Source organism: uncultured Nostoc sp. (assembly GCF_964245445.1).
In the GTDB taxonomy this organism is placed as follows: Bacteria; Cyanobacteriota; Cyanobacteriia; order Cyanobacteriales; family Nostocaceae; genus Nostoc.
Map to the genome: position 1 here is coordinate 1 of NZ_CAXTNE010000010.1, position 26,926 is coordinate 26,926.

Consider the following 26,926-nt stretch of genomic DNA (forward strand, 5'->3'; position numbering starts at 1 on the left):
ACTAAGTAGTTATCCTCAAAGGGTGGAGTATTTACCACAACCTTCCCAACCCGTAATCCCGTTAATAAAATTATTTGGGATATTTATATTCTTTGAAAGTAGCAAACTTCGATAATCTATTGTATAAACAAATAATCCTAACTAGTAGGGTGTATAGGTGTGAGAGTACAACACCATTCTTAAGGGTTTGGTGCCGTACTTCCGCAGCTATGCACCATACAAATACCTAACTTTGTTCAAGAATCAAATCGGATAACTATAGATCAATTAAGAATAAAAAATTAAATATTCTTAACAATAAATTTAATAAGTATTTGGATAGTAATAACTGAAAAGACTAAATCTAGATTTAAAAATGACGGTGACATGAGATATCATCAAATCCCTCGAAATTAAATATCCCAACAGTTAATCTGTTATTTCTAGAAATTGGCTTGCTAGCACTTAAATTTAATTGAACGTAAAATATATGGGACAAGGTTTTTTGCAAATCGGCTTAACGCTGTGTATTGTCATAACAATCACTCCGTTACTGGGTAAATACATAGCGCGTGTTTTCTTGGGAGAAAGAACACTGCTTGATTTTTTAATGAACCCAATAGAGCGAAGTATGTTCGTACTAGCGGGTGTCCGCAGGAAAGATGATATGACGGGTTTGCAGTATATTCGGGCTGTAATTTGCAGTAACCTGATCATGGGTATTTCAGTGTATTTCCTGATATATTTTCAGAGACTCTTGCCCTGGAATCCTAACGGCTTCGGTGCTATAAAATGGGATGTATTATTACACACAACCATTTCCTTTGTGACCAATACCGACCAGCAACACTATGCTGGTGAGACAACTTTAAGCTATTTTAGCCAGGTAGCGGCTTTAGGCTTTTTGATGTTCACCTCCGCAGCCACCGGGTTAGCCGTGGGAATTGCTTTTATTCGCGGGTTGACGGGTAGAAAGTTAGGAAACTTTTACGTCGATCTTGTCCGTGGAATTACGCGAATTTTGCTGCCAATTTCGATTATTGGAGCGATCGCTTTACTTGTAACAGGTGTACCACAAACATTAAAAGAGACTCTGGATTTGAGAACCTTAGAAGGTGGAACGCAATATATAGCCAGAGGCCCGGTGGCATCTTTTGAAATGATAAAACTTTTGGGCGAGAACGGCGGAGGCTTTTTTGGCGTAAACTCAGCCCATCCTTTTGAAAATCCCAATGGTGCTTCTAACTTGATAGAAATGATCGCCATGATTTCTATACCAGCAGCCTTAATTTACACTTACGGTATATTCGCTAACAACATCAAGCAAGCTTGGCTACTTTTCTGGATGGTGTTTGTGATTTTTATAGTTCTGGTGGGAGTGGCAACCGTAGGAGAACTCCAAGGTAATCCCCTTGTTAATAACGCCTTTGGATTAGAACAACCCAATTTAGAGGGTAAAGAAGTTCGATTTGGCTGGGCACAAACGGCATTTTGGGCAGTTATGACTACCGCTACTATGTCTGGTGCTGTGAATGGAATGCACGATTCTTTAATGCCGCAAGGAATATTTTCGACTCTCTTCAACTTGTTTATTCAGGTTATCTGGGGTGGCCAGGGAACTGGAACAGCTTACTTATTTATTTACTTAATTCTCACAGTATTCCTAACCGGACTAATGGCAGGGCGCACCCCAGAATTTTTAGGACGCAAAATTGAAAAGCGAGAAATCGTCCTCGCCAGTGTCGTGCTGTTGATTCACCCAATTTTAGTTTTGATTCCCAGTGCGATCGCCTTGGCTTATCCCATCTCCCTATCTGGAATTAGCAACACTGGCTATCACGGTATTTCTCAAGTAGTTTATGAATACGCCTCAGCAGCAGCAAATAATGGCTCCGGCTTAGAAGGGTTGAAGGATAACAGCCTATGGTGGAACTTGAGTACAATAGTTAGCTTAATTGGAGGACGCTACATTCCGATAATTGCCATCCTCTTGTTAGCTGACGGCATGTCTCGCAAACAACCAGTTCCTGAAACCCCTGGTACTCTAAGAACGGATTCTCTAGTATTTACTGGTATCACTGCTGGAGTGACATTGGTTTTGGGAGTATTGACTTTCTTTCCCGTTCTGGCTTTAGGCCCCATAGCTGAGGGTATGAAACTAGCATCTGGCAGTTAGAAAATTTATGAGTTATGAGTTATAAGTTTGGAATATAACGAGAATACTAAAAAATAAATTATTCCGTTTCGTAGGGTGTGTTAGCGATTGCGTAACGCACCTTCATCAGATGGTGTGTTAGTAACGCACTCTACAGATTGGATCTGTTTTTTATTGGAAGTTTCTAAGAACTCCTAACTCTAGCCATGTCAGCCCCTACGGGGAAGTCAAAAGTCAAAAGTCAATAATTTTGAACCCCACAATAAATTTAGGGGCTTGTCAAGGTGATCTGTAGCTTAAATTTCATATTGGTTCAAACAAAATCTTCACTTATTCTTTTATATTTTTGAAAATTCGGAGTTCAATGGCTCAACTTCCGAGTTCAGAAGCTAGTTATGAAAACAAAATTCACCTTGACAGCGCTACTCCTACTCCTAACTCCTAACTCTTGTACAGACGCGATTAATCGCGTCTCTACTTCTAGAGGCGATTAATCGCGTCTCTACTTCTAACTTTATTCATAAATCAAGTGGCAACTAACTTCAAAGCTAGACGGCCAAATCCTCGTTCTGGCGATCGCCGCCAAGCACGTAAAAAGGCCAAAACAAGTAATAAGTGGCTGTACTTAAGGGCAATGAAAGATGCTTTTGTCAAGCTCAACCCTAAGTATGCAATCAAAAATCCAGTGATGTTTGTGGTTTGGGTAGGGACAATCATCATCCTATTGCTAACAATTGATCCCAACCTATTTGGACCAACCCTCCAAAAGAACCCGCAAGTTTTCAACGGCTTGTTATCGGGGATTTTATTCTTTACAGTTTGGTTTACCAATTTTGCCGAAGCAATTGCAGAAGGGCGGGGTAAAGCCCAAGCCGATGCCTTGCGATTAACGAGATCAGAGACGATCACTAAAAAAATTGCTGCCGACGGCACAATTAGTGAAGTTTCATCCACCAGCCTTAAACAGGGCGATAACATCTACGTCATTGCTGGCGATATCATTCCCGCCGATGGTGAGGTAATCATGGGTGTCGCCTCAGTGGATGAATCGGCAATTACTGGGGAATCCGCACCAGTATTAAAAGAATCAGGTTCCGACGTTGCCAGTTCCGTCACAGGTGGGACGCGGATTATCTCAGATGAGCTAATTATCCGCATCACTAATGACCCAGGTAAAGGCTTTATTGACCGGATGATTGCCTTAGTAGAAGGGGCAGAACGTAGCAAAACACCTAATGAAATTGCCCTGACAGTATTACTGGCAGTTCTCAGCTTAGTGTTTTTGTTAGTCGTGGTAACTCTGCCTGCACTTGCTTACTATGTCAACAGTCCAGTCAGCGTGCCAATTTTGATTGCGCTATTAGTAGCATTAATTCCTACAACAATTGGCGGCTTACTAAGTACCATCGGCATTGCTGGAATGGATCGAGTTGCCCAATTTAACGTCATTGCGACTTCAGGACGAGCAGTCGAAGCTTGTGGAGATGTCAACACTTTAGTTCTTGACAAAACAGGTACAATTACCCTCGGCAACCGTTTGGCGGAAGAATTTATTCCCATCAACGGTCATTCAATATCGGAAATTGCTAATGTTGCCTGGGCGGCTAGTGTCTTTGACAATACACCCGAAGGTAAATCTATTGTGCGACTGGCAGAAAAGTTAGGCGCAAGGTTTGATTTCGACTTCAACCAGGCAGAAGGAGTTGATTTTTCTGCCAAAACACGCATGAGTGGTACAAACTTGCCTGGTGGGTATGAGGCAAGAAAGGGAGCAGTAGAAGCCATCAAAGGATTTGTCCGTTCCCGCAACGGACGCGATACACCAGAATTGGATGCTACCTACGAACGAGTTTCTCGCCTGGGAGGTACACCCCTAGCAGTCAGCCTAGATAACGAAATCTATGGGGTTATTTATCTCAAAGATATAGTTAAACCTGGTATCCGCGATCGCTTTGAGCAACTGCGACGGATGGGAGTGGATACCATCATGGTAACTGGAGACAACCAGATTACAGCTTCTGTCATTGCCAAAGAAGCTGGAGTTGATGACTTCATCGCCGAAGCCACACCAGAAGACAAAATCAGCGTCATTAAGAAAGAACAAACAGCAGGTAAACTAGTTGCCATGACGGGAGATGGCACTAACGATGCTCCCGCATTAGCCCAAGCTAACGTCGGCGTTGCCATGAATACAGGGACGCAAGCTGCAAAAGAAGCTGCCAACATGGTAGATTTGGACTCCGATCCCACAAAACTGATCGATATCATTAGCATTGGCAAACAATTGTTGATTACTCGCGGGGCATTGACGACATTTTCTATCGCTAATGATATTGCTAAATACTTTGCGATTATCCCAGTGATATTTGTCGCTGCTAATTTGCAAAGCTTGAATATTATGAATTTGACTAGCCCTAATTCGGCTGTTCTATCAGCACTGATTTATAATGCTTTGATTATTCCCGCTTTGATTCCGTTGGCATTGAAAGGTGTACGGTTTAGACCGCTGACAGCTAATCAGCTAGTGCAACGCAATATCTTAATTTATGGCTTAGGTGGGCTGATTGCGCCGTTTATCGCCATTAAATTGATAGATTTACTGATTACAATTGTGGGCTTGGCTTAAAGACAGTAAAAAATAAAATATTAGCAGCAATTGGAAAAATTTTATGGCTATTATTCGAGAAACTATCAGAGCAATTTTCATAACTCTAATGCTTTGGTTGTTGACTGCAATCATCTATCCTCTGATAATCCTTGTAGTCGGTCAAGTTTTTTTGCCCTACCAAGCTAATGGCAGCATTATGCTGAATCTAAATAATGAACCAATTGGTTCGGCTTTGATTGGTCAGTTGTTCACATCTGAGCGATATTTCCATCCTCGTCCCAGTACTGTTAGATATAGCCAAGGCAAAAAAGCCAAGCCAACTGGCATCTCTGGAGCCAGCAATCTTGCTGCTAGCAATCCAGAACTACTAAAACGGATTCTAGAACAGGCAAATCAGTTGCGAGACGAAAATCTTCAACCGATCGCTGATATGATTTATACCTCTGGTTCTGGTTTAGACCCGCATATTTCCTTCAAAGCAGCACGGCAACAATTGACGCGGGTTGCTGGTGCGCGGGGAGTAAAAGAAGAGGAAATCCTACGTTTAATTAATAGGTATACTGATGGCAGATTTTTATGGATTTTTGGCGAACCAGGAGTCAATGTTCTCCGATTGAATTATGCTCTTGACTTACAAGACTTTAATCGTCAGCAAAATCAGTAAATGGGGAGTGGGGACTAGGGACTGGGGAGTGGAGAGTAGAGAGTTAGGAATAAATAGATAACTTTTTTCTTACTCTCTGCGGCTGTGCGCGAACCATAAAAGAATGTTTTAAAATATTCGTGCAAGATACACCATAAAAAAAGTGAGTACAAAGCGCACGCTACGCAAGCACAACAAAGGATGAAATATATCTACTCCCTACTCCAATACCGTTGACTTAAGCTTTTTTCTCTCCCCCTGCAACGCCAGCCTCCCCTGCCGCCATGCCTGCCTTAACAGATAAATTTCCTTAACCCAAGCGTATTGCTCCCTACTCCCTACTCCCCACTCCCTATTTTCAAATGTCAGATAAAAGTAATACTGGTTCGGCTGGCACTCCTTTAAATTCTGGAAGTTACTCGCTTTATCCAAGACGGCGGCGGGGCAAGCATAAAATATTTATTGGCATGGCTCCTGGAGTAGGCAAAACCTACCGGATGCTAGAAGAGGGACACGCGCTAAAACACGAAGGAATTGATGTTGTCGTTGGGCTTTTGGAAACCCACGGACGCAAGGAGACAGCTGAAAAGGCAGAGGGACTGGAGATTATACCCCGTAAGGAATATCATCGCGGTGAGTTGACGCTAACGGATATGGATACAGATGCGATTTTAAAGCGATGTCTGGCGACAAGCCACTTTGCGTCTACGCCCCAATTAGTCTTAATCGATGAACTTGCCCATACCAATGTCCCTGGTTCCCCACGCGAAAAACGCTACGAAGATGTCGAAGTAGTTTTGGCAGCAGGTATTGATGTCTACTCCACAATGAATGTCCAACATTTGGAAAGTCTCAATGACTTAGTAGCTAGAATTACTGGAGTAGTAGTCCGTGAGCGTGTTCCTGACAGAATAATGGATGAAGCTAATGAAATAGTGGTAGTGGATGTAACACCGGAAACCCTGCAAGAACGGTTATTAGAAGGCAAGATTTACGCACCGCAAAAAATCCAACAATCCCTCGATAATTTTTTCCAACGCCGTAACCTGATTGCTTTGCGGGAATTGGCTTTGCGCGAAGTAGCAGACAAGGTAGAAGGAAATGCGATTGCGCTTCGCGCACGCTTTGCGAACGCTACTACCCCCAATGGGCAATTTTGTAATATTCACGAGCGGGTTTTGGTGTGTATATCCACTTATCCCAACTCAGTGCAGCTGTTACGCCGGGGTGCGAGGCTGGCTAACTACATGAACGCGCCACTTTATAGCTTATTTGTTGCCGATCCAGAACGCTTCCTTACCAAGGAAGAAAGCTTACACATTCACACTTGTGAAAAATTGTGTAATGAATTTGAAGGTACTTTTATTCGTGTTACCAACAGTAACGTAGCTAATGCGATCGCCCAAGTCGCCGAGAAATATCGGATTACCCAAATTGTAATCGGAGAAAGTCAGCGAACGCGCTGGCAAATGCTCCTCAAAGGATCTTTGACGCAAAAATTAGTGCGCTTGCTCAAAAATATAGATTTGCATATCATTGCCAGCGAAAAAATGATTTCACCCAAATAAGGGATTAAATTTCCCTAAAAACCTCAGAAGTAAAGCTTCCATGCAAACCATAGGGGATATGATGCTTTAGATGTAGGCGAGCAATTACGCCTTTAGAGAAATCATTAGCATCCAAAATTACCAAATCTGAGCGGTGATAGGCAGCATCATAAACCAAAGCTAATACCCAACCATCATCTTCCTTTTCAGAACCTGGGCGCGGAACAAAAATCGGTTCACCAACAAAACCACGGGGTGCAGCACTCCAAAATTGTCTTTCTCCAGACTCTAAATCAATTTTCAACAATGCTTGTAAGGGGGCATTACCAGTTTCTGCATGAGCCGCACCTATATATAGATATCGATAAGGGCGTCCCACATTCACCGGATGTATACTGGGAAACTCACAACATCGGCTCTCAATCAATTCTCGCCGCACTGTCCCATCCTTTAGATTCAGATAAAATCGCCAAAGTTGCCCAGGTGAAAGCGCCTCAAAATCAACTTGTCGAAAATCGCTTTTGGGTTCCACTTCGGGGAAATTTTGGTAACAAATGGAGTCAATCAAAATTTCATCTCCTACCTCAAAAGCATTAATGTGGTGGAAGACAAAACCAGAGTGAGTTTCCAGAATTTTTATCTCTTCTTGCCCTTCTTTGGGGAAGCGGGGAATAATTAAAATTTGAGTTGGCTGATTTGGCTGAAATTTGATACATTCTCCCGGCGCACGTATTCCCAAGACAAAAGGTATGGGATTGAAGGTGACAGGATTTTGAAAGAAGATGCAGTAATTGGAAGTAATAAGAAAATCGTGAATGAAACAGAAACCAGGAACACTATGAGCGTGCTGTCTGACAATTTCACCTGCTGGGTTTAGCTCAAAAATAGTAATTGTGGTAGATAATCCCGGCTTAATTGAGAAGTTCACCAAGCAAGGTGCGCCCCCATCTTGGTAACAATTATTTTCCACGCGGGGATGTGCAGCGAAAGCTTCACCTGCTGACAAAGCACCATTAAAATATTCATTGCCCAAGGTTTCAAGAGTATAAGGATCGAGGCGATATGGTTCAGCCGCTTCCCACATTGCTAGCAGTTTACCGCCCCAATAGATAACATTTGTATTGGCGATATTTTTGAGTTTGAAATCAAAGATATTAGCTAGCCAACCTCCGGGCTTTTGAGTGCCAAAAGTACCGCGATGAAGAACTTTTCCCGCCTTTTGCTCTGCCAAATAGCCACTTGTGCGGACAAAGCGATTGCGAAAATGGGCACGACCATTGGTAAAGGTAATTTTACTAATCATCCCATCCCCATCAAAAGGGTGATGAAGAGGTTGCCCATTCACATCGAGCAAACCGGGGCCATTTCTAAACAGCGTACCTTGTAATTCTTTGGGGATTTGCCCTTCTATATCATCAATCCAATAATCAAACTCTTGGGTTAGAGATTGATATCCTCCTTGCCAGTCTACACGGGTATAGGATTTTTCTGTAACTAGGCTTTCTTGAATTTTCAAATGCATATACTTTGTTTTTTCTTGTTATCTTGTACAAAAATTTGTAGCTGCTCAAAATAATTTATTTGCAGCTTTACTACGTTAGTTACTACCACGGAAAGGCAGCACACTGACTCGAAATAGCGTAAAATTTATTACGCTATTCGACTATTTTCGACTCTGGTTCTCTCAGTACCAACTCAGACATCAAATCTGGCAAAAACGCTTGTTCCCCATCTTTGGATGTCTCAGTTTCTTCCTCAGCAGCAGGTAGCCAGTTAATAAATGGTAGGGGTAACAGCGTGCTGAGGTTAGTAATTAGCACCAATAGCCAAAGTGATTCAAAGTTCGTTGCGGTGATGCCCAGCCAATAGGTGATTAGTGCCCCGAATGCATGGGAAACCGTTCCTGCTGAATTAAAGACCGACATTAACAAGGCAAATAATGTCGCTTCCACACCAGAGGGACAAAGCCTTGCTGCTAGAACCATCACTTGCATAAAGGCAATTTTCCCCATCACAGTGAGAATCAGGCTATCACCCAAACTAAACCAGTGGTCATCTATACCTAACCGCCTGTTTGTGTGAGTCACTAACAACAGCATCGTCATCCCCAAAATTGACGAAAGAACAGTACTCCAAGCAAAAATCACGCGAAAAGGGATGCTTTTGAGGAAACGTTGAAAAATCCAAACGCCTGCTAAAGAAGCGAAACTTGTTACCAAATGCACCCGCCCCAAAAATTCTGGTTCAAAGTGGAGTTCGTTGGTAGAGAAGTAGAAAAAGGCTGAGTCAGCATTTGGGGTAGCTTGCCAGATGAAGATAAACGCCGTTGGTAGCCAAATACTTTTTTGGCTAATGGCTTGGCGTAGCTGCCCCAGTTGATGTTTGATTGGTAAAGGGTTGGTCTGATTACTATCTTGAGTATCTTTGCTAACGGGGGACTCAGCAATTAACCAAGCTACCCCTGAGACGATGAGAGGGAATAAGGCGGTAATTCCAAAGACAGTACGGGTAGTAAAGTATTGCAGCAGCAGACCGCTAAAGTATGCTGTTATCAAACCTCCGATCGCAGAAGCACCCCAGCACAAAGATTGTAATGAACCGGCTTTTGCTTGCGATTCGCCTCTAGCTCGTTCCACAACCAGCGAGTCAACTATGACATCACTCATGGCGACAGAAAGAGAACCAAGAGCGATCGCTAATGTAGCTGCCCAGCTAGTATGAACTATTGTGGCCAGACTCGCCCAAGAAGCAGTTCCCAGTATCCCGGATAAAATCAAATAAGGACGTCGACGATAACCAAATATAGGCAAGCCATCAGAGATGAAACCAAACACCGGCTTGATCATCCAAGGTAGGAAGACAATTCCCAACAGCGCCGACACCTCGACTGGACTCAGCAGCAGTTCATCTTTGAGGAAAAAGCTAACGGCTAGACGCGATAATCCTAAAATTCCTTGGACAAAATAAACGGTGAGAATTGCAATTAACTCTGCATTAGGTTCATTACCCAAGAAGATTTTTTGTGTTAATGAGTCTTTGACCTTGGACAAGCCAGATGATTGAAGCACCATTCGATAAATATTTTTTAAGTTTTATCTACTTTTCTATCATATCGATTCTTGAGAAGTGGGCTTTGTTTATGTGCCCGTAAACTTTGCAAATTCCGTTCGTCATTGCTTAAGTTGATACCGATAAGCATTGTTCTACCCCTACCAACGTATTTGTATAACAATCCTAAATCAAAGGATTAGGGCGAACCTACCGTAAGTAAGCTCGCCCTAACTTGTATTTAACTGAATTGTTATCGGAAGTTTTGAAATCCTGTTTACAGCGCTACGCGAACGTGAAGCCTGGTTTTGTAGCCGAGTCAGAAGGAAGATTTCCTGGCTTAGGCATCTACTTATGACAATTCCAAAACTGACTTTTTCTTAACTCGACGAGTTAGAACTGAAGTAGCACCCACAAAACTAATCACAAAAACTCCTAATACAGAAGAAGACTCAGGAACTGCTGTAACGATATTACCAGTGATATTCTTGTAGCTAGTGGCGACTGTGTGGTTATCTGATTCAAAACCAGTTCCGCCAATATTGGTGAATTGAACCTGATCAAAAGTTCCGCCAACATCGTAGAAGTTGATGAACGCATAGGGTTCTCCAGAATTTTGACCTTTGAATGCCAAATTAGGATTACTGTAGTAACTAGCTTTATTTGGTAGCTTTGCGATATAATTAACCACATCAGCAGTGGTCATAGTTTGTACAACCTGACCTTGTGAAAGAAATGTAAGTTTGTTATTAGCGTCTCCCGCAGACCACCAAAGTCCAAAGTAACTTTGTGCGGTTGTCAAATTTAAGGTAGAAACCGTTTGCTGACCACCCGATCTGTTCGTATCTACATCAAAATATTTGCCTGTTCCACCAGCACCACCATATTGGTCTTTATCCACGATTAGAGTATTCGTATAACTACCAATATTTGTTGTTCCATCAGCCCATGTAAAGCCGTTTGCACTGTAACCTGTTGTTAGTGTTGAAGCATCAAAATTTTGTACACGAGCATTAACAAGATTTGAGTAATTTGCAGTTTGTACGGTTGGGTCTTCTATTGATACGGCAAAAGACGCAGCCATTACAGGGCGGGTAAAAGTAGCTAAGGACAAAACAACACCAGAAGCGATCGCGGACTTAATTAAAAGACTTTTCATTTTACAAATCTCTCTTGTTTTTAAAATCTTTCGTGTTCATGCCTATTGTGCGATGTGCTTCTAAATTCCAACATCAGAGAGATTACTACTTTTTTTATTTGATTTTACTTAGACGGAAATGTAAGTTGTTGGACTGGATTTAGAGAGAATCACTGATATTATGTTCTGTGATGTTTATCGCTTTATGTAGAAAGCGCGAAGTTATCAGTGGGAAATTGTAAACAAGCTTTATTTATAAAAAGTGCCATTTTGTGATTCACAGGCAGTTCATATTTTTAGGGTTCTAGGTAAAGAAGGCATGAGGCATTGTGCTATGCCAATTTATTGAAAACCTGTGTATATCCCTTGGCTGAATAGTTTTTCAACCTTACGCTCAAGATTATCTTGGTTTTTATTTAAAGTAATTAAGTAAAACTGTGTGGAAAAACAAAACTATGTTAAGAAAAATTAAATAGGCTTAAACCCTCTTACCTCCCGCCTCCTGCCTCATCCTAACGATAAATATTCACGCCCACCTACTTACATAATCTGCATAATGCTAGAGTCATTAACTGCACAATCTCTTTCTGAAAAACGATTGCATCAATCACAATGACATCCAGGATAGTTCTAATACCTTTCATAACTCTGGAATTGCCGTAATTGAAAATTTAATTCTTCTTTCTGCCTCAAAGGAATACCACTTTCTTTGACGGGTAGTTGTCGGCTGCCTCTTACCCCTTCCCTGACAATTTGTCTTTCTCCAGTCAACTATGCCACCTGAGTTTTTTTGACATGGGTAGTAACATGAATTAAACTACCTCTTGCAACAAAAGAGTCTTGATCAATGCATCCAACTGAAGAAGCTGCTGTCTCTACTCGCGTTATCGGTTTAATTAGTGGCACATCCGTAGATGGCATAGACGCTACGTTGGTAGAGATATCTGGTACAGAATTGGATCTTAAAATTGAGTTGCTAGCCGGGGCAACATATCCTTATCCAGCCGAACTCAGAGAAAGAATCTTGGCAGTTGGTGCAGGCGTTGCCATCTCAATGGCAGAATTGGCAGAAATAGATGATGCGATCGCTCAAGTCTTTGCCCAAGCCGCCCAAAATATTCAAATTGGTCATCAGCCAGCCACTCTCATTGGCTCCCACGGTCAAACAGTTTATCACCGACCACCTGCGGATAGGGGAATAGGAAACAAAACCACTCCCCACTCCCCACTAGGTTACAGTCTCCAACTAGGACGCGGTGAATTAATTACCCATATTACGGGCATTACAACGGTGAGCAACTTTCGCGTTGCTGATATCGCTATTGGTGGTCATGGTGCGCCTCTCGTGCCCAGAGTAGATGCCTATTTACTCAGTCATTCTGAAGAAGGGCGTTGTATTCAAAACATTGGTGGTATTGGTAATGTTGCTTATATTCCGCCTCGGCATGGCGACTGGCTCTCAAAAATTCGCGCTTGGGATACTGGCCCAGGAAATAGTCTGTTGGATCTAGCGGTGGAGCATTTAAGCGCTGGTGCTAAAACTTACGATGAAGATGGCAATTGGGCAGCGAGTGGTACTCCTTGTGATCCATTGGTAGAACAATGGCTCAACCAAGACTATTTTCATCTGCCGCCGCCTAAATCCACTGGTCGAGAGTTATTTGGTGTAGCTTACCTGCATCAGTGTTTAGAAGATGCCCAAGCATATCAACTCAGTGCTGCCGATTTCCTGGCAACTCTCACGGAACTTACAGCTGCTTCAATTTTTCATAGTTACCGCACTTTTTTGCCGGAAATGCCACAAAGGGTACTATTATGTGGCGGTGGTAGTCGCAATCTCTATTTGAAACGTCGATTAGAGTTGTTGTTGCCATCAATACCAGTCTTGACTACAGATGAAGTTGGTATAAGTGCAGATTTTAAAGAAGCGATCGCCTTTGCAGTTTTAGCCTACTGGCGACATTTGGGTATTCCTGGCAACCTACCTACTGCGACTGGGGCACCTCAAGAAGTGCTTTTGGGAGAAATTCACCAAAGTCAGTACTCAGTGCTGAGACAGGAACAATAAACAAGATAAAAAATTTCTTCATTCTGCACTGGCTCAACGCCTTGCTCTCGCTAACGCAACTTAGCACTGCTATAACTGTAGTCTTGGCGGCACTCGATCAAGACAGGGAATATAGAAGGTGGCTCATACTTTTTTATTGGAACCAGGACGCTGGACAATGCAAGGAAATTGGTTGGAACGTAATGGTATGCCAATCAGTGTCAAGGGTATGACCTTGGTAGCTTGGAATCGAGATAACTGGTTTACTATGGCTACAAAACTGATATTTCCTGGTAGCGATCGCTCAGAAATCTCTTTGCAATATAGGGGGCGGCTTCATGAGGGAGAGCGTCAGTATACTTTTTTACTTCAACATAATACTTTGGGGCAGATTGAAGGTGAAGGGTGGATTGGTTTAGATACAATTGTGCAGCGTTACTGGGTAATAGGCGATCGTCAGCGTCGTAGTGGCTTTGAAACCCTGCACCGAATTTCGGAAGATAGATATTACCTCAGTAGTGGCATCTTGGCTGGTCATTTTTTAACTAACACAATGGAAGCTAGCCTAGAGCGTCAGTCAACCTAAAGGTAGCGCTGCTGCCCGTCTAGGCTGGAAGCCTGCCGCTCAAACAATCCCAATCTACTGCTTCTGCTTCTTCAAAGTCCGATATCTCATGCCTGACCTCAAGGAGTTATCGTTTATTATCACTGACCGACTGAGTTGTATACTAAATAAGAAATTATCAAATTATCTTTAGACTTTATAGTATTTTTACCGAACCGTGTAGTCTGGAGTCCAGTTTTATGAATCCTAAAGTCTCTGTAATTATCCCTGCTTACAATACTGAAGCTTATCTTGCGAAGGCAATAGAGTCAGTTTTAGAGCAAACGCTCACAGATATTGAAGTTATCATAGTCGATGATGCTTCAAGTGATAAAACTGTAGAAGTCGCTAAAAGTTTTACTGACCCACGTCTCAAAGTAATAGTTAATCAACAAAACCTTGGGGCTGCTGCTGCGCGTAATCGTGCCCTTAGAGCAGCCCAAGGAGAATGGATTGCTGTACTTGATTCAGATGATTGGTATGCTCCTGAAAGATTGGAAAAGCTTGTGTCATTGGCAAACGAAAGAAATGCAGACATGATTGCTGACGATCTTTATTTAATTAACGATGGCGAAACATCTCCTTGGAGTACATTGATTCAAGAAAGTGAAGAAAGTATAGATAAAGTTTTCCAAATTGATATCGTTTATTTTGTTGAAACTGATGTCTATGGACAACCAGGATTGCATCTTGGTATAAGCAAGCCTCTATTCAAACGAGAATTTCTGGTTAAGCACGGCATCGAGTACGATGATGCCATCAGGATGGGTCAAGATTTTTGGATTGATATGAAATGCTTAATCAAAGGAGCTCGCTTTTTCCTTGAGCCAAAACCCTATTATTTCTACCGCTCACGCCCCGGATCTCTTGTACATAAAAGCCAATTATCACGTCTAAATCAATATTTGAATGCTAGTAATTCTTTCATGCAACAAGAAGTTGTGAAAAAAAATCCAGCTTTAATGCGTGCTATGTCTTATAATAATTCAGTCTATAAAAAACATCTAGCTTACTTTCAAGTTGTAGAGCCTCTCAAGGAAGGAAAATGGTTAAAAGCATTGGCAGAAATGGGTAAAAATCCTTACTTCTTTTATGATTTTATTTCCCGATTGAACAATATTATAGAACGTCGAATTCAATACTATGTAATGGGTAATAAATCAGTTTTTGACATTTCTTATAACATACAGAGACAACGAAAAACTAGCAATTAGTACTATCATATTTTTCTCAATAAATAATTCATCCTTACATCGTCAGAATCAGCCTGAAGGTCAAAAACTTGGTAAAGTAATAAGTATCTTTAATTATCCCTACTTACAAAATCAACGCAGAGTACAGCCTTGCTGGAGGTAGGAGGAAAGTACTAAATTAAGCAAAACTTTAGTTGTAGACCACTGCTCACTAAAATAACCTGAGTGTGACGAACCTCTCCCTGCCTTGAATTTTAGTTTAAGTCGTCCCTCTCCCACTAGGATAGGGACGATTTTGGGTAGTAAAACTTCTTAGAGGTCTTTTGAGCAAGGCAAATTAGGCGGACACTATATGAGCCGTCGAATTCACGTTAAAACAACAGTCATAAATCCTAATAAGCTAGAGCATTATTTACGAGGCATGAGAGTTTGGAGCTTATAAAATCTGCCCAGCACGGCTTCATGTCGTTCCTGAAGACTTTATTGATATTCAAAACTCCACACTCATTACTGAGTTCTTATAACTCTGTGGTGAGTGTGGTGCTACCTAATTAAATTTTTTGGCAGATTCTAGAGTTATCTATTTAGTCAAAATTGGGCAAACTAAAATTACACCACAATGAAAGTGCAAAATGGTAAAAAGCGTCATTATAAATCTACCCTTTCTGCTTGTTTGATCCTATATGTTACACCAATTGTAATAACCGCCTCGGTTGCAAACGGCTAGATCATGCTTTCAATCTTCTAAGAGAGGACTGAAAAAAGTTAGTACAGCAAGCGCGGAAATAAATATACCATTTCAAATAGCGCAAGAGCTTAAAATACAATTTCTTTGACTTTTGAGAGCCAGTTACTACCCTGCCTTAACGCTAAAAGCGTAGCAAGATCCCCGTAGGGGTACAAGTTGGCACAGCCGCAAGGGCGCAATGGCTCCTTTTGATCTTCCTCCGCCTTGCGGTATGAGCCTAGAAAGTCACTTATAGGCGCAATAATCAAATATCAGTTTGAATGCACTTTTCCTTCTAGACACTTACAACCTGCTTTTGGATTCAAATTCTCTATGTCAGACCCCAACATTGGTCGCTTACTCAGCAAACGCTACCAACTCCAGGAGTTAATCGGTACTGGAGCAATGGGTCGGGTTTATCGTGCTAAAGATACTTTGTTGGGAGGTGTACCGGTTGCGGTTAAGTTTCTGGCACTATCAATCCAAAATGAAAAGATGCGATTGCAAGACCGCTTTGAGCGAGAAGCAAAAACCTGTGCTTTACTAGGGCAAAAAAGCATTCACATTGTCCGAGTCATGGACTATGGCGTAGATGACAATAACACCCCTTTCTACGTCATGGAATACTTACAAGGACAAAGCCTGAACAATATTATTCGCAAACAAGGATTGCCTTTACCAAGATTTTTGAGTATGGCGCGTCAACTCAGCCTGGGGTTACAGTGCGCTCATGATGGCATCCCAGTTGAGGGCCATATTTGCCCAATTATCCACCGCGATATCAAGCCAAGCAATATGTTGGTGATTCAAGATCCCAGTTTTGGAGAATTGGTCAAGGTTCTAGATTTTGGTATTGCTAAATTATTACAGTCAGATGGCGACCATACAAAATTCTATTTGGGGACATTGGCTTATTCTTCTCCCGAACAGATGGAGGGTAAAGAATTAGACAATCGTTCTGATATTTATAGTTTGGGCGTCATGATGTTTGAGATGCTCACAGGCAAAATGCCACTGGCGCCATCAATTCACTCTTTTGGAGCATGGTATAAAACACATCACTATCAAAAACCACGTTCTTTTGCTGAGGTTGCGCCCGGATTAGAATTACCAAAAGAAATCGAAAATTTGGTGATGAGTTGTCTAGCTAAAGTACCACGCGATCGCCCCCAAAATATCACTGAAATCCTTAAGGTTTTAGCATCTCTAGAAAAGCCTGAGCATACACGCAATATTAAGCAAGACATCCAGGCGCTAGTTCCTGCTACTAAAGTGAGCAATGAGCTTGAACAAAAGACAAAAGGTGATTCGCGGGTATCCTCGTCAAACGATGAAATCGCTCGTGCCATTTCCTGGCCCCAAAATAAACCAGTTGCCGATATTGTTTTTCCCCAGCCCATTAATAACAATGGGGAGCTTTTACCCGCTCTGTGGGTGATGCTACCGCAAGAGGAAATTCAAAAGCGCTTACTCTGTACCCGCTATAACCAATTTCTTTTTATCTCTATTCCCCATCCCATGCTGCTATGGATTACTGTCATCTATAACCGCAAACATGGCACTAAATGGTTACCTTACTACCTTGATCTCAAAACTAGTCTTGGTCAAGAAATTGCCCGGTTACTACAGCACACAGGTTATTATCGTCTGTTGTTCTTTGCACGAGAAACACCAAATCGCTGTACCCATATCTTACATTCCAGCATCGCTTCTGCCCAGCGCCAACGACTGCAAGAGTGGCTCGCAATGAGCAACACATTAATCTCCTCTGCCGACTCGCAAATTAGTAAAAGCTTACTCAAAAGTGAGTATGAAAAGATTAAGCCTCAAATTCTCGCAAAACTGCAAAGTATTGATACAGATTCTCCATACGATCTTTCCAACTAGAAATAATTTATTTCTACTACATGTATTCTATGTAACTAAAAGGTGGTTTCTTGAAAAATGTAAACTTTTATAAACAAAATATATATATAGATGTAAGTTCTAGTTATATGTATAAAGAGTGAAAAAACTAGCTGCCAAATCACGGCTATTTAAATTCTCTCTCAATCTTTCTGTGTATATATTCCGGGAGATTGTAAATTTACGCAGATTAATCATCACATTAGACGAACTAAAAGGAAGTCTGTCTAAAGCCAAAAGTAGATTTTTACTACAAAATTAAAGTAAGTTTAGACTCTAGCAGATGTATCGTCGAAAAGTTTACTCCTTGTTAGTTTTTTGAATTTAATTTTTGTCCAACCTTTACAGAATTATTTATCGAAGTTGACGCCCCGACATCCCCAGCTGTTTTCCTCCTTGGAACCAAGCAAGAGAAGGAGGTCGCCCACTGCGACAGTAGAACGACTCTATGCCATAGTGGAACCGGAATCTAAGCCCCACTGGTGCTTAAGAAGCTCTTGATAAGTTGCCTCGCGCACGACCATTTGCTCATAGAGCTTAACTAAAAAGTCTTTAGCTTGGTCGTGGCTCATATTTTGTACCTGAGTAGCAAATGAGCAGATGCTAAATTGCTGTTCCAAGGATAGTTTCATTGGTTGGTTCATAATTAACTCCGAAAAAACAACGAATAAGGTGATATCGCTTACAGAAGTCCAAATTGGATAATTGGACTGGTATCTGTCCAACATTTGTTCCTCCGTATTACGAAAGATAACAAGTGTTTGACATATTGCCCACATCCAAAATGTGGAACTTTTCTGCTTTGATATCTTGCACCTAATCCTAGTGATATACTACCCAAGTCAGCCAAGCCATATTCCGGAAAATATTCTCTGTTTAATCTTGGATAGATATAACTACCTCTTGACTCCTTTTTGCTTTGCATAACTCTCCTTTGAGGAAATGAGCAAATTTTGTCCTAAATCCTACATAGTTATTCCTGTTTGAGAAAAACTAAGATGCTGTCTCTTCGCAATATGGAAGAGGTTTCGGAGGGTTGGGACTTTCAGGAGGTTGGAGAATGGATGGTAATAAGCGTGAATTATAGTTGCTTCACGTTATTACGTGCAAGATGTAAATCTACCAATTTATGCAAATTTAGCCTCTTTTAAGTCACTTTAGAGGCTAAAAATATTTGTATCAAATTGTAAAAAGTAAAAATGCTCATGCTGAACAAATTGCTGAGTATATCTACCAGATTTGTTATTTGTCCTTTATCCTTTGTCATTTGTTTAAAGTTACTAAGCATCGACTAATGACCAATGACCAATAACTAGTTAGTCGAGTGAGACGATGACAACTGTGATGTTATCGTGCCCTCCGTGGTCTTTGGCAGCCTCAACTAGAGAGATGGCGGCTTTATCAAGCCAAGGAGTATCTTGGAGGCAGCTAGCAATCTTATGTTCGACAAGTTCTTCTGTTAGACCATCACTACATAACAGTAACCGATCGCCAAGTTTTACATCTAATGGTTGTACATCAATATGATGCAAGTCTTCACGTCCTAAACAGCGCGATAATACATGACGAAAAGGATGCGATCGTGCTTCATCTAAAGTGATGTCACCGATTTTGATTGCCCGTGCTACCCAAGTGTGGTCTTCTGTTACTTGTTCTAATTGCGATTCTCGGAAACGATACAGCCGCGAATCGCCAACATGAGCGCACCAAGGCGTTTCTGGGGCGCGAAAAATTACTGCTACAACCGTTGTACCCATGTCGGCGCGTTCGGGATGATTTTGCTGATCATGCAAAATCGCTTCATTGGCACCCCACAAAGCTTGCTCTAGTAATTCTTGAGAAGATTTAGAAGATTCCCAATTTGCCAGCAAATACGCCTGAATTTCTCCAGTGGCAATGCGACTTGCTTCCTCACCTCCTGCATGACCACCCATGCCATCGGCAACAACAAAAAACCGCCCCTCTGGGTCGATATAGTAAGCATCCTGATTATTAGAACGAATAAGTCCCGGATCGCTAAAACCCGTGAAATTAAGTTTCATAAATTATTTTTGCAACCAACAATTAATACATACGATCGTAACGGTCAAGTCGTAAAAGTAGTCTGATCAGGATCACTGAAAGCCCTGCTGCAATTAAACCAGGCGCTAGTGCCCACCATACATAATTGGTAACGACTAAGATCGTAGCCGAAAGTGTGAAACCACTGATTAACAGAGCATAACTTATTGAGAGCTGAATACTGCTCTGTCGGCGCAATAGGCGTTCAGTTTCGATAGACCGAACCCGCAAGCGCATGTCTCCCCGTTCTAGTTTCTCTAAGGTATCCTCTAATCTACGTGGTAGACTAAACGCGGTACTACTTACTTGAGCTGCTTGACGACTTAATTCGTTAATAAAGCTATTCCCCTCAGAACCATTCATATCGGTCATAAGCTGCATTGCATACGGTTTGGCAACTTCCATAAAGTTAAACTCTGGATCTAAACCTTTGCCTACCCCTTCTAAAGTAGAAAAAGCTCGCATCACAAAAGTGAAGGTTGCTGGAAATCTAAATGGCTGATTATAAGCTATTTCGTAAAGGTCGTCACTAATTGCTGCCACCGATTGGTTTTCAAATGGCTTATCCATAAAATGATCCAGCATGTACTGGACGGAACGCCGGACTGGGCCCATATCATCGGTTGGGGCGATCGCGCCTAAATCGATCAGAGATTGAACAACGCGCTCGCCATCTTTTTGGGCAATGCCAAACAGTGTTTGCATTAGTCCTTCACGGACATTTGACTTAATCCGCCCCATCATGCCGAAATCGTAGAATATCAAAGCACCAGTTGCACTAATGGCAATATTGCCTGGATGAGGATCGGCGTGGAAAAAGCCACTGTTGAGTAATTGTAGTAAGTAGGCTTGAGCGCCTTGACGAGCGATCGCCTTTCGATCTAAACCTGCCGCTTCTAAAGCTTCGTATTGGCTAATTTTAATTCCAGGGAGATATTCTAAAGTCAACACTCTGGACGAGGCGTAACGCCAGTATACTTTTGGGACGTTCACCCAATCGTAACCGCGAAAGTTCCGGCGAAAAGTATCAGCATTACGACCTTCGTTGAGATAATCAATTTCTTCCCAAAGAATACGACAACATTCTTCATAAATACCTAACCAATCTCGTCCCCGTCCCCATTTAGGATGGTTTTGAAAATAGCGGGTAATTCCCTTAAGAATTTGTAAATCTATTTCAAATAACTTCTTTAGTCCAGGACGTTGCACCTTGACAACAACCGATTCTCCACTATGCAGCACAGCTTTGTGTACTTGCCCTAAGCTAGCAGCAGCCAAAGGAATCGGTTCAAAATTATGGAAGAGTTCAGGAATTTTCTTGCCTAGTTCTCTCTCAATGGTTGCTTCTACTTGCTCATAGCTAAATGCCGGTACTTTGTCTTGTAACTTGGCTAATTCATCTACATATTCAACTGGAAATATATCAGCACGGGTAGAAAACAATTGCCCTACTTTGATGAAGGTTGGGCCTAAATCTAGCAGGGTATTGCGAATCCACACCGCTTGGGTTTTGCGTCTTGTGGCTTGCTTTGCCTCAGTCACACCACCCGGATAACTCCAAGATTTGTTGTATCGCCAAAGTTTGAACAATAAGGTCAAAACAAAAGACCAAATGTCCACAAAACGCCGTCTGCTAGAGTATTGTTCCCGATTCCAACGGTATGCTTTATCTGAATAACCTTGTTCCATATACTTTGTTTACCGTTGGTTTGCAACCGAATTTCTTGAAAGAAAACGCACCTGATTCCTAAACTTTTTTTTAAGTGTCCTTTGTCATTTGTCATTTGTACATAATAATTTTTGACCAATACAACTCTTGGAGAGGCTGCGTCATATGCGTAGCTATGCCGCAGGCTTTACGGCAAAGTTCAGTACAAGTGACTAATGACCAATGACTAATGACCCAAATTTATGCAGAAGTTCTACGATAATGTTGCAATTCTGTTCGTAACAGGGCAATTTCTGCTCGTAGTTCATCAATATCTGCTTGTAAGTCACCGGAATCAGAACTGCCTTGTCCAGTACCTGTGGTACTTTGGCCACCATTAGCAGCTTCTGCTGCCCGATTTGCCCGCTCTAGAACTTCGTCTGTAAACTGGCGCAGCTGCTCTCTAGCTTCTGCATCAAATTTGCCCAAATCGCTCAAAGCATCGGTCAAGGCGACCTCTAAACGCTCATTAACTACTTCAGCTACTGCTCTGCCTACGAAAAAGGCTTGCACAAGGGGGTTACTCATAAATTTTTGTTACGTTGCACCGCAAGAGAATTATAACTTGCCCGTATGCTTTACGGCTTCTGTTGTAGAGCTAGAAATTTACGTGGCAGGATGGGCGACTTTCAGCCTTAGTGAATAGAATTTGCAAAGTTTACGGACACGCAAGCAAGAGCTACAACGATCTTGGCTCAGAGATTTCGAGTAATTCTCGATAATATTGCTCTGGTGTATTGGGTAAATAGGTTGTCATTTGCAAGGCTTGCTCTCTCAACTTAAAACTTTGAGTAATGTTAGTTCGGCTGAGGAAGTCTAGATCGTGGGAAATTACCCAAAGTGCCCCTTGATAGTCATTGATACCTACTACCATTTGTTCAACAGTTTCAATATCCAGGTTATTAGTTGGCTCATCGAGAATCAGCAGGTCGATTTCTGAGATACTGATCATAGCGATGCCTGCGGCGGGCTACGCCTACGCTAATCTTGCCAATTCACCCCCACTCAATACAGAGGCGCTTTTGTGAACGTCATCATATTTAAACAGAAAGTGTCCTAGTTGTTGACGCAAAAGCTGATAGCTGAGATGAGGATTGGCAGCTTGCATATTTTCCAAAAGTGTGTATGGGCGATTTACCATTTCGTAGGTTTGATCGAGATATACAGCTTTTATCGCTGGTGCAAGCAAAACCTCACCTGAGTCCAAAACTGCGGTTTGGTTTTCCATCCCCAAAATTGCTTTTACTAGACTCGATTTACCAGAACCGTTTGCGCCGATAATGGCTATGCAATCGCCAGATGATACATGTAATTGAATATTTTGAATCAATAGACGTTCTGATACCCTAAGATTTGCACCCTGGATATTAATTAGATTTCGGCGCTTTTGATTTTTTTCTTCTAGCTGAATACTAGTTACTTTGGTAGTTTTAACCTTCGTCTCTGCAACCTTTTGATTAGCCTTTGCTACTGCTGCTTCATGTTTCTTTTTCGCAGTTCCAGTAGACACCTCAGCTTTGGTTTTCATCAGCCCTGCTGCCATTTTATCAATACTGCCATTAAGAAACTTGGCGCGACCGTTGCGGCTAGATTGGGCTGCGCGTTGCTGTTCTTGCATAGCTGTGGCTTGGGTACGTTTGAGTTCCTTTCTGGCGACTTCGTGCGATCGCAATGCTACCTCTAACTCGATTTCTTTCTGTTCTCGATACTGAGAAAAATTGCCTCCATATATCTTTATTCTAACAGGCGTAAGTTCCCAAGTAACACAAGTTACTTGGTCTAAGAAAAAAGGCTTGTGCGAGACAATCACAAACGCGCCAGTGAAATTTTGAAGAAATTGCCTTAAACTTTCTAAGGCTTGCAAATCCATGTGGTTGGTTGGCTCATCCAGCAATAGTAAATTTGGTTCTTGGGCTAAACCGATCGCTAGAAATAGTTTTGTGAGTTCTCCTCCAGTTAAGTTAGTAATTGGTAGAGAAAAATCAATATTTGTATCAAATTGTGTTTGCAAAATATGCTCAATTTCCCACCATTCATCAGAGGTGGAAATCAAAAAATTCAGTACTGTATTTACTGTAGTTTCTTGCCTAATAGTGCTGATTTGTGGCAAATAGTAGACAATATCATTACGTAAAACTGAACTAGCCTTGGGGCTAATTTGGCCTGCAAGTATCTTGAGTAGGATTGATTTTCCTACACCGTTACGACCTACTAAAGCGATGCTTTGACGCAAATGCGTCTTGCCGAAGGCATCGCCTGCTTCGATACTCATCTGAATTTTTTGAAACAAAGTTCTGTCCAAGCTGAGTTCGTAAGCTAAATTCTCAGCTAATAATATTGATTTTTTCTGCATTCTTCTCAAACCTCAATTCGCAAAGTTCCACCCGTGTATTCATAACAATTACGGGTAGATTAGACACAAAACAAAGTTAGCCGCAGACACTTGCCAAGCGGTTCGATCTAGATACGAGTGATGACAATATTTTTAGTACATGACTATGTGAAGTAACCCTGTCAAACTAGTTGCATTTATTCTTTGTTGACATTTGTTACTTTGGCGCAACAGGTGTTTGGTACTATTTCATTTGTGCTATCTCGTTGGAGTTGTGATGAGGTTTGATATTGACTACAGTGTAGCATGAAGGTATTTCGGAAGGCTAGCGATCGCTTTTTCTTCTCTGTGCCCTCTGCCTCTCTGTGGTTAAAAATCTTTATTAACTGCAGAGGCAATGTCCTGCACCTATAACTATTGTTAAAAACGTTGATTAATTGAATCACTCCTGGTAATTTAAGTGTATTTGCGTAATACACAGCAAACTTGGCATACCCTACTTGTTGCCCTTGAACTATGAATAGCTATCCAGATTTCAGCGAACACGGCTGTCAAATTTTGCGAGAATTGGGACGTAATCGGGAAGGAGGAAGGATTACTTGGCTAGCATCAAAAGTTGATACAGGGGAACAGATGGTAATAAAGCAGTTTTGCTTTGCTCAAGCTGGCTCTAGTTGGTCTGGTTTTGAGGCTCATCAACGAGAAATTAGAGTGCTACAAGGACTAAATCATCCCGGTATTCCCCGCTACATAAATTCTTTTGCTACGTCTGATGGCTTTTGTTTGGTGCAAGAATATATCAACGCCCAATCTTTGGCAGAACTCCTCGGTAAGTTTGAAATAGAGCAAGTTAAGCAAATTGCTGTCAGAGCCTTAAAAATTCTTAGATACCTGCAAAATCTCAATCCTCCGGTAATTCATCGGGATATCAAACCGGAAAATATTTTGGTAGATGAAGAACGCAATGTCTATATAATTGACTTTGGTTTTGCTCGTATTGGCAGCCGGGAAGTTGCAGCGAGTAGCGTATTTAAAGGTACTCCGGGTTTTATTCCGCCAGAGCAAATGTTTAAACCAACAGACGCTACAGACTTGTATGCTTTGGGTGCAACCTTGATTTGCTTACTGACAGGAATCAAATCAACAAAAATAGATCAATTACAAGATCAAGATGATCCATATTTAATTAAGTTTCGTCATCTTCTACCTCGGTTGAATCTACGGTTTCTAGGTTGGTTGGAAAAAATGGTACAACCGCTACAGAAAAACCGTTTTGCTAATGCACAATCAGCTTTAGAAGCACTTAAACCTCTTGATGTTATTCGTGTAGCGGGAGTTGATTTCAGTGAAACAGTGCTGGAGTTCAAAGCGAACCGATTAGGGGAAAAGCTAACGCAAAGTATCATAGTTGAAAACCCCATATCAGATACCTTGCTAGAAGGTAGATGGGAAGTTGCACCTCATCCTAATGATCCACCGCATACGCCAGATGTTCATGCTTGGATTTCGGTGACACCTACTCAGTTTAGCAGGAATCATAATCGGTGTCAGGTTGAGGTGGATACGAGTAAATTGATGGCAGACAAGCAGTATAAACGTCAACTAATACTGCATAGTAATGCTTATCCAGCGACTCACACTTTAACGGTGAAGGTGCAGACGGCTGCTTTACCAATTGAAAAGCGGAAGATACCTTCTGGTGATTTAATTTGGCTGTTTTTAATTACTGTTTTAATTTCTGAGGTCGTACCTATGGCTACGACGTTAGCTGTAAACGCAGTTGTGAATTTGCTAGTAGCAAGACTTGGAAATGAGGGGATGATATTTAGCCTTTGGTCTTGCAGTCTAACTATACTTTTGTCTCTTATTTTAGTTTTTACTTATGATAATCCATATTTATTTTTATATTTGTGGCTTCTCATGCTGCCTTTAATTCTAAGTTTGGTTGTAGGTGCTGCTGTGGGTTTTGTTGTGGGTTCTTATGACGTTGGTTCTGTTGTATTTACTAGTATTATTGTAGGTTCAATTATAAATATACCCTTAGCTTTTGTAATATATTTTCTCAAAGAACTTTTACCTAGGGCTATAGATTTAACTAAAGACTCATTTACAACTGTACTAATACTACTAACATTAGGATTTGGGGCTAGTGTAGGAACTGGGATAATAGCAGGCTTTCTCAATCCATTAGTTTTGTTAGCACTGACCGGAATCAGTTTACCCGCAGTTTTCATGCTGCTTTATTCACCTCTAAAACGACGTAAGTTAATTGCTAAATATCGCCAGTCTGAGAAATCTTTAATTAAACCGTAATGAAACAGATACCCGACTTAATTTGAGAAGTCAGGTATCTTGTATTGTTTGTGACGAAGATAAGCTCACACTCTCTTTTTTTCTGCCTAACTTAAGAATGCGATCGCCTGTTTTTGCAAAGCCTTAATGTAGTGCGATCGCTTGAACAAAAAGATTAGCATATATAAATGAATATCAGTTAATCTATGCCTACCAAAGAAATCACAGAGTATTTCAACTTCCTGTCTTTTGAAGACATTAGACTCAAAGACTCAAGAATTGGGATTGAAACAATTCTTTATGAATACATTGATTGTGGACGTTCTCCAGAAGAAATTGCCCAAATCTATAAAACTATCTCTTTGGAACAAGTATATGCAACTATTCTTTATTATCTGCAAAACAAAGAAGCTGTCAGTGCTTATATGAGAAACTGGATAGAACACGGTCATAGAATGCGAGAACAACAGCGGCTTAATCCTCCACCAGCATCGGATAAACTGCGCCAACTCCGAATTGAAAGACAAGCTAAACAGCAAGCATGACACTGCAATATCTGATTGATGAAAATGTCAATCCTGTATATCCAAATCAAATTAGGCTAAGAGAACCTGGTATTGCGATTAAAGTGGTAGGAGAATCAGGAACTCCACCAAAAAGTACACTCGATCCAGAAATTATGTGTTGGTGTGAGGATAATAATTTTATATTAGTGACAAATAACCGAACTTCTATGCCAGTACATTTAGCTGACCATATCGCTGTTAATCGTCACGTACCAGGAATTTTTATCCTCAATCCGAATTTAAGTATTGGTGAAAATATAGAAGAACTCATAATAGTTGCTTTGGCATCAGAAGACGATGAATATCAAGACAGAATAGTTTATTTACCCTTACCCTAAAAATAGGATACTTTTACAGTCAGCTACGCATAGCC

At 41.4% G+C, this 26,926-nt stretch carries 20 protein-coding genes; 11 read left to right on the forward strand and 9 right to left on the reverse strand.

Annotated features, from left to right (window positions below):
- The first annotated feature begins 469 nt into the window (after nucleotides 1–469).
- The 4 genes from kdpA to ACFE90_RS03045 all read left to right on the forward strand — a co-directional run bounded on the left by kdpA (nucleotide 470) and on the right by ACFE90_RS03045 (nucleotide 6,953).
- Complete coding sequence (gene kdpA, locus ACFE90_RS03030; RefSeq protein WP_375497623.1) at nucleotides 470–2,155, forward strand: potassium-transporting ATPase subunit KdpA; 1,686 nt, start codon at nucleotides 470–472, stop codon at nucleotides 2,153–2,155.
- Nucleotides 2,156–2,654: 499 nt separating this feature from the next.
- Nucleotides 2,655–4,760 (forward strand): potassium-transporting ATPase subunit KdpB, encoded by a 2,106-nt coding sequence (gene kdpB, locus ACFE90_RS03035; protein ID WP_375497699.1) that lies wholly within the window; start codon nucleotides 2,655–2,657, stop codon nucleotides 4,758–4,760.
- 43 nt (nucleotides 4,761–4,803) lie between these two features.
- On the forward strand, nucleotides 4,804–5,406 hold the full coding sequence (kdpC, locus tag ACFE90_RS03040; protein WP_375497625.1) for a K(+)-transporting ATPase subunit C: 603 nt from the start codon (nucleotides 4,804–4,806) through the stop codon (nucleotides 5,404–5,406).
- Between the two features lie 341 nt (nucleotides 5,407–5,747).
- Nucleotides 5,748–6,953: a universal stress protein gene (locus ACFE90_RS03045; RefSeq protein WP_375497627.1), complete on the forward strand. Its 1,206-nt coding sequence runs from the start codon at nucleotides 5,748–5,750 to the stop codon at nucleotides 6,951–6,953.
- Between the two features lie 4 nt (nucleotides 6,954–6,957).
- On the opposite strand, the gene ACFE90_RS03050 is transcribed toward ACFE90_RS03045, so the two are convergent.
- The 3 genes from ACFE90_RS03050 to ACFE90_RS03060 form a co-directional block, all read right to left on the reverse strand.
- Nucleotides 6,958–8,454 (reverse strand): carotenoid oxygenase family protein, encoded by a 1,497-nt coding sequence (locus ACFE90_RS03050; RefSeq protein ID WP_375497629.1) that lies wholly within the window; start codon nucleotides 8,452–8,454, stop codon nucleotides 6,958–6,960.
- A 133-nt stretch (nucleotides 8,455–8,587) separates the two neighbouring features.
- Nucleotides 8,588–10,003: a folate/biopterin family MFS transporter gene (locus ACFE90_RS03055; RefSeq protein ID WP_375497631.1), complete on the reverse strand. Its 1,416-nt coding sequence runs from the start codon at nucleotides 10,001–10,003 to the stop codon at nucleotides 8,588–8,590.
- A gap of 329 nt (nucleotides 10,004–10,332) precedes the next feature.
- Nucleotides 10,333–11,139: a hypothetical protein gene (locus tag ACFE90_RS03060; protein WP_375497633.1), complete on the reverse strand. Its 807-nt coding sequence runs from the start codon at nucleotides 11,137–11,139 to the stop codon at nucleotides 10,333–10,335.
- An 826-nt stretch (nucleotides 11,140–11,965) separates the two neighbouring features.
- On the opposite strand from ACFE90_RS03060, the gene ACFE90_RS03065 reads away from it, so the two are divergent.
- From ACFE90_RS03065 to ACFE90_RS03080, 4 genes are all read left to right on the forward strand, one after another.
- A complete protein-coding gene (locus ACFE90_RS03065; RefSeq protein ID WP_375497635.1) occupies nucleotides 11,966–13,186 on the forward strand; it encodes an anhydro-N-acetylmuramic acid kinase in 1,221 nt (406 codons plus the stop codon).
- Between the two features lie 118 nt (nucleotides 13,187–13,304).
- Nucleotides 13,305–13,751: a hypothetical protein gene (locus tag ACFE90_RS03070; protein WP_375497637.1), complete on the forward strand. Its 447-nt coding sequence runs from the start codon at nucleotides 13,305–13,307 to the stop codon at nucleotides 13,749–13,751.
- Between the two features lie 218 nt (nucleotides 13,752–13,969).
- Nucleotides 13,970–14,983: a glycosyltransferase family 2 protein gene (locus ACFE90_RS03075; protein WP_375497639.1), complete on the forward strand. Its 1,014-nt coding sequence runs from the start codon at nucleotides 13,970–13,972 to the stop codon at nucleotides 14,981–14,983.
- Nucleotides 14,984–16,022: 1,039 nt separating this feature from the next.
- The gene (locus ACFE90_RS03080; RefSeq protein WP_375497641.1) at nucleotides 16,023–17,576 is read left to right on the forward strand and encodes a serine/threonine-protein kinase; all 1,554 of its coding nucleotides are present in this window, start codon (nucleotides 16,023–16,025) and stop codon (nucleotides 17,574–17,576) included.
- 464 nt (nucleotides 17,577–18,040) lie between these two features.
- On the opposite strand, the gene ACFE90_RS03085 is transcribed toward ACFE90_RS03080, so the two are convergent.
- The 6 genes from ACFE90_RS03085 to ACFE90_RS03110 form a co-directional block, all read right to left on the reverse strand.
- Nucleotides 18,041–18,238 (reverse strand): NblA/ycf18 family protein, encoded by a 198-nt coding sequence (locus tag ACFE90_RS03085; RefSeq protein ID WP_041565841.1) that lies wholly within the window; start codon nucleotides 18,236–18,238, stop codon nucleotides 18,041–18,043.
- A gap of 672 nt (nucleotides 18,239–18,910) precedes the next feature.
- Complete coding sequence (locus tag ACFE90_RS03090; RefSeq protein ID WP_375497643.1) at nucleotides 18,911–19,636, reverse strand: PP2C family protein-serine/threonine phosphatase; 726 nt, start codon at nucleotides 19,634–19,636, stop codon at nucleotides 18,911–18,913.
- Between the two features lie 22 nt (nucleotides 19,637–19,658).
- Nucleotides 19,659–21,344 (reverse strand): ABC1 kinase family protein, encoded by a 1,686-nt coding sequence (locus ACFE90_RS03095; protein ID WP_375497645.1) that lies wholly within the window; start codon nucleotides 21,342–21,344, stop codon nucleotides 19,659–19,661.
- Nucleotides 21,345–21,564: 220 nt separating this feature from the next.
- Nucleotides 21,565–21,891, reverse strand: coding sequence for a DUF6825 family protein (locus tag ACFE90_RS03100; RefSeq protein WP_229471514.1), 327 nt, complete (start codon nucleotides 21,889–21,891; stop codon nucleotides 21,565–21,567).
- 151 nt (nucleotides 21,892–22,042) lie between these two features.
- Entirely contained in the window at nucleotides 22,043–22,315 is a 273-nt protein-coding gene (locus ACFE90_RS03105; RefSeq protein ID WP_375497647.1) for a hypothetical protein, read from the reverse strand.
- Nucleotides 22,316–22,339: 24 nt separating this feature from the next.
- Nucleotides 22,340–23,716, reverse strand: a complete 1,377-nt coding sequence (locus ACFE90_RS03110) for an ATP-binding cassette domain-containing protein (RefSeq protein WP_375497649.1) — start codon at nucleotides 23,714–23,716, stop codon at nucleotides 22,340–22,342.
- A gap of 495 nt (nucleotides 23,717–24,211) precedes the next feature.
- Between ACFE90_RS03110 and ACFE90_RS03115 the strand changes: the two genes are divergently transcribed.
- From ACFE90_RS03115 to ACFE90_RS03125, 3 genes are all read left to right on the forward strand, one after another.
- Complete coding sequence (locus tag ACFE90_RS03115; RefSeq protein ID WP_375497651.1) at nucleotides 24,212–26,008, forward strand: serine/threonine protein kinase; 1,797 nt, start codon at nucleotides 24,212–24,214, stop codon at nucleotides 26,006–26,008.
- Nucleotides 26,009–26,193: 185 nt separating this feature from the next.
- The gene (locus ACFE90_RS03120) at nucleotides 26,194–26,532 is read left to right on the forward strand and encodes a DUF433 domain-containing protein (RefSeq protein WP_375497653.1); all 339 of its coding nucleotides are present in this window, start codon (nucleotides 26,194–26,196) and stop codon (nucleotides 26,530–26,532) included.
- Nucleotides 26,529–26,891 (forward strand): DUF5615 family PIN-like protein, encoded by a 363-nt coding sequence (locus ACFE90_RS03125; protein WP_375497655.1) that lies wholly within the window; start codon nucleotides 26,529–26,531, stop codon nucleotides 26,889–26,891. The genes ACFE90_RS03120 and ACFE90_RS03125 overlap by 4 nt, the downstream gene beginning before the upstream one ends.
- Nucleotides 26,892–26,926 lie beyond the last annotated feature (35 nt).

Coding starts and splice junctions, on each gene's coding strand:
- ACFE90_RS03115 (WP_375497651.1), top strand. CDS start 24,212: ATGAATAGCTATCCAGATTTCAGCGAACACGGCTGTCAAATTTTGCGA.
- ACFE90_RS03105 (WP_375497647.1), bottom strand. CDS start 22,315: ATGATCAGTATCTCAGAAATCGACCTGCTGATTCTCGATGAGCCAACT.
- ACFE90_RS03090 (WP_375497643.1), bottom strand. CDS start 19,636: ATGAAACTTAATTTCACGGGTTTTAGCGATCCGGGACTTATTCGTTCT.
- kdpA (WP_375497623.1), top strand. CDS start 470: ATGGGACAAGGTTTTTTGCAAATCGGCTTAACGCTGTGTATTGTCATA.
- ACFE90_RS03100 (WP_229471514.1), bottom strand. CDS start 21,891: ATGAGTAACCCCCTTGTGCAAGCCTTTTTCGTAGGCAGAGCAGTAGCT.
- ACFE90_RS03095 (WP_375497645.1), bottom strand. CDS start 21,344: ATGGAACAAGGTTATTCAGATAAAGCATACCGTTGGAATCGGGAACAA.
- ACFE90_RS03125 (WP_375497655.1), top strand. CDS start 26,529: ATGACACTGCAATATCTGATTGATGAAAATGTCAATCCTGTATATCCA.
- ACFE90_RS03065 (WP_375497635.1), top strand. CDS start 11,966: ATGCATCCAACTGAAGAAGCTGCTGTCTCTACTCGCGTTATCGGTTTA.
- ACFE90_RS03060 (WP_375497633.1), bottom strand. CDS start 11,139: ATGAAAAGTCTTTTAATTAAGTCCGCGATCGCTTCTGGTGTTGTTTTG.
- ACFE90_RS03110 (WP_375497649.1), bottom strand. CDS start 23,716: ATGCAGAAAAAATCAATATTATTAGCTGAGAATTTAGCTTACGAACTC.
- ACFE90_RS03050 (WP_375497629.1), bottom strand. CDS start 8,454: ATGCATTTGAAAATTCAAGAAAGCCTAGTTACAGAAAAATCCTATACC.
- ACFE90_RS03045 (WP_375497627.1), top strand. CDS start 5,748: ATGTCAGATAAAAGTAATACTGGTTCGGCTGGCACTCCTTTAAATTCT.
- ACFE90_RS03055 (WP_375497631.1), bottom strand. CDS start 10,003: ATGGTGCTTCAATCATCTGGCTTGTCCAAGGTCAAAGACTCATTAACA.
- ACFE90_RS03085 (WP_041565841.1), bottom strand. CDS start 18,238: ATGAACCAACCAATGAAACTATCCTTGGAACAGCAATTTAGCATCTGC.
- kdpC (WP_375497625.1), top strand. CDS start 4,804: ATGGCTATTATTCGAGAAACTATCAGAGCAATTTTCATAACTCTAATG.
- ACFE90_RS03080 (WP_375497641.1), top strand. CDS start 16,023: ATGTCAGACCCCAACATTGGTCGCTTACTCAGCAAACGCTACCAACTC.
- ACFE90_RS03120 (WP_375497653.1), top strand. CDS start 26,194: ATGCCTACCAAAGAAATCACAGAGTATTTCAACTTCCTGTCTTTTGAA.
- ACFE90_RS03075 (WP_375497639.1), top strand. CDS start 13,970: ATGAATCCTAAAGTCTCTGTAATTATCCCTGCTTACAATACTGAAGCT.